The 2,840-nt window shown below is 50.7% G+C and carries 4 protein-coding genes; all 4 read left to right on the top strand.

Translation table 11 applies throughout. The annotated features are described in order from the left end of the window. On the top strand, positions 1 to 1,508 hold a 1,508-nt coding region (locus tag O71_RS21100), incomplete at its 5' end, for a TraG family conjugative transposon ATPase (RefSeq protein ID WP_007661347.1). Continuing rightward, on the top strand, positions 1,483 to 2,154 hold the full coding sequence (locus O71_RS21095) for a hypothetical protein (protein ID WP_007661346.1): 672 nt from the start codon (positions 1,483 to 1,485) through the stop codon (positions 2,152 to 2,154). The genes O71_RS21100 and O71_RS21095, both read left to right, overlap by 26 nt. 15 nt (positions 2,155 to 2,169) lie before the next feature. Next, positions 2,170 to 2,412, top strand: coding sequence for a hypothetical protein (locus tag O71_RS21090; RefSeq protein WP_007661344.1), 243 nt, complete (start codon positions 2,170 to 2,172; stop codon positions 2,410 to 2,412). Further along, entirely contained in the window at positions 2,400 to 2,792 is a 393-nt protein-coding gene (locus O71_RS21085) for a hypothetical protein (RefSeq protein ID WP_007661335.1), read from the top strand. Before O71_RS21090 ends, O71_RS21085 begins: the two co-directional genes overlap by 13 nt. The last annotated feature ends 48 nt before the right edge of the window (positions 2,793 to 2,840 follow it).

The following is a 2,840-nucleotide window of genomic DNA, read 5'->3' as shown; positions in this document are numbered from 1 at the left end:
ACTATCTGGAAAGCGCTTTGTTTTCCATTGGTATTATTCCCTCCCGAAACGCATATAACCAACTCGAGCTATTCCGGTGTGCATTGCCCGGCAATAGTTCGGAGCTTAAAGTATATGATAAGTTTTTGACTACCTCAGACGCGGCATTATGTCTGCTTTTTAAAGAATGTCTGCTGCAAAGTGAGTCATCCAGCTTTCAGGTATACTTCACGGACCGGCAGGGAATTCCTATCACGATTGACACGAGTGATGCGCCCATCTTCTCAGGCCGGATGAATAACCGGAACAAGTTCGTGTTGGGCCCCTCGGGAGCGGGAAAGTCATTTTTCATGAACCACCTGATCCGGCAGTATGCCCTGCAGCACACAGATGTTATTTTGGTGGATACCGGACACAGTTACTCCGGCCTGTGTGCCTACTACAGGGGCCGCTACATTACCTACTCCGAGGAGCAGCCAATCACCATGAACCCCTTCCGGATCTCTGCTGCCGAATTCAACGAGGAGAAGCGGGAGTTTCTCAAGTCATTGGTGGGCCTGCTCTGGAAAGGTGCCGAGGGCACTGTCAGCCAAATTGAGGACAGCGTCCTCTCTTCCGTCATCACTTCCTATTACCAACACTACTTTGAAAACGGCTTGGAGAGCAGCTACCTTTCCTTCCAGTCTTTCTATGACTTCTCCATCAGAAAGATCGACGAGATTACGCAAAAAGAGTCTATTAACTTTGACCTGACCAGTTATCGCTTTATCCTCAAGAAGTTCTGCAAAGGAGAGGCGTATGGCCAGATCCTGAACAACGAGATGGATACCACCCTTTTTGATGAGCCCTTTATTGTTTTCGAAATTGATGCCATCAAGGAGCATAAGGTACTTTTCCCGATCACCACCCTGATCATCATGGATGTGTTCCTTCAGAAGATGCGCCACAAGAAGAACCGTAAGGCGCTCATCATCGAGGAGGCTTGGAAGGCCATTGCCTCTCCGCTGATGGCCGGCTATATCCTCTACGTCTATAAAACGGTCCGCAAATTCTGGGGAGAGGCCGTGGTCGTGACACAGGAGCTGGATGATATCATCGGCAATGTTGTGGTTAAGAACTCTATCATCAACAACTCCGACACCATCTGCCTTTTGGACCAGACCAAATTCAAGGACAATTTCGATGAGATCGCCGCGCTGCTCTCTATCAATGAGGTGGAGCGCAAGAAGATATTTACCATCAACAGCCTCGACAACAAAGAGGGGCGGGGCCGCTTCAAGGAAGTCTACATCAAGCGCGGGGCCACCGGTGAGGTGTACGGTGTGGAGGTATCGCTGGAAGAGTATTTGACCTTCACCACCGAGCGCCAGGAAAAAGAGGCCATGCAAGCGTACCTGAGCAAGTATGGGGATTTCAGGGAAGCCCTGGAAAGGTTTGTCGCAGACTTCAGGGCCTCGGGGCTCAAGCTAAATGAATTTGTTCACCTGATTTTGCAACGCAGCTATGAAAAAGTACCTCTACACGCTTAGCTTCATGAGCCTGGTAACAGGTCATGTACTAGCCCAGCAGGTTGTTTTTGACCCAGCGGTCGTCTCCACACTTGTTGTCAACCACACGGCCCAGCAGGCGGCCTTAAACGACATTAAGGAAAACGAAGGAAAGATCGCGGCCCTGCAGACTACCATCAGCCTGAAGATGACGCAGATCAAGGAGCTGGAGGAAAAGATGTACAATTCCCTTAAATCCGTGCAATCTATTATCGGGCAGAGCAAGAACATTATCTATGCCTCCCAAATTGCCGCGGACATAGGCCGCTACCAAAACCAAATGATGGAACTGGCGCGCGGTGATAACGAGCTGCTCCTGATCGCTGCCAAGACAGAGCTGGAGCTGCTCAACCGTACATCCGACCTGTTTACCTATATCTACCAGGTGGCTGTTATTGGCACGGATGTGAACCTAATGAACAATGCCGACAGGCTCACCCTGATCCGCCACGTAGTGGACGAGCTGCGGGTGATGCGGGGCCTGGCCTATTCCATTACCCGCAAGATGCGCGTGGCCAAGTACGCGGGCCTTTTGAAGACCATGAACCCGATGGGACTTGCCTACCCTGACAACAGCCAGGCGATCATCCGCTCCCTGATGGATGAGTACAAGGCAATCAAGAAGTAAATTATCACTATTGCTATGAATTCAATATTTGTACCCGCTTTGTGCCTGGCCCTGCTTCCTGGCCTCTTTACAGATGCCCTGGGGCAGGGCGTGCAGCCAGTTAACAGCAAAAACACAAGGTACCAGCTGGAGCGGGAGGTTGTTACCCGTTGGGGAAAGTTCAACCCGAAATGGTACTTTATTCTGTTTCATAACAAGTACAGGAAAGGGCCTGACAGGCGGAACATGCTGCAGCTTGCCCTACCATGGCTTTGCTGAACCAGAACAAGGTGAAGGCCCAGGCGCAGGAGGAAGCAGTAAGCCAGGTATATGAGCAGGAGATGTTCAAGTTTGCTGACAGGTCCCTGAATAAAGGATACCACCTGTTGTATAAAAAGAAGATCGATGAACTCAACACTGCCCTATTGGGGATGAATGCCGAGGCGGTGCAGGCCGGGGTGCAGGCAGCTTATATTTTGGCCATCCATGCCGAGCGGGACAGAATCAACGCCGACATCAGGATCATCCTGGACGCTTACCTGGACGATGCCAAAAAAGGGGAGCAGCTGCGGGTATACATAGGGGAGCTTACGGCCTTGAGGAATGATTTCAGGCGGCTCATCTCTCTCTTTAAAACGAGTCAGGACTTAACCGAATGATGCCATGCGTGAATTGATCGATAAAGCCATATTTGACCTGTTCGACGG

The organism is Pontibacter sp. BAB1700 (assembly GCF_000277005.1).
In the GTDB taxonomy this organism is placed as follows: Bacteria; Bacteroidota; Bacteroidia; order Cytophagales; family Hymenobacteraceae; genus Pontibacter; species Pontibacter lucknowensis.
Note: the sequence above shows the minus strand (reverse complement) of the source record. Positions and strands in the feature narration are given on the sequence as shown.

Bases quoted from the DNA above. Each gene is read 5' to 3' on its own strand.
- O71_RS21090 (WP_007661344.1), top strand. From the start codon at position 2,170: ATGAATTCAATATTTGTACCCGCTTTGTGCCTGGCCCTGCTTCCTGGC.
- O71_RS21085 (WP_007661335.1), top strand. From the start codon at position 2,400: ATGGCTTTGCTGAACCAGAACAAGGTGAAGGCCCAGGCGCAGGAGGAA.
- O71_RS21095 (WP_007661346.1), top strand. From the start codon at position 1,483: ATGAAAAAGTACCTCTACACGCTTAGCTTCATGAGCCTGGTAACAGGT.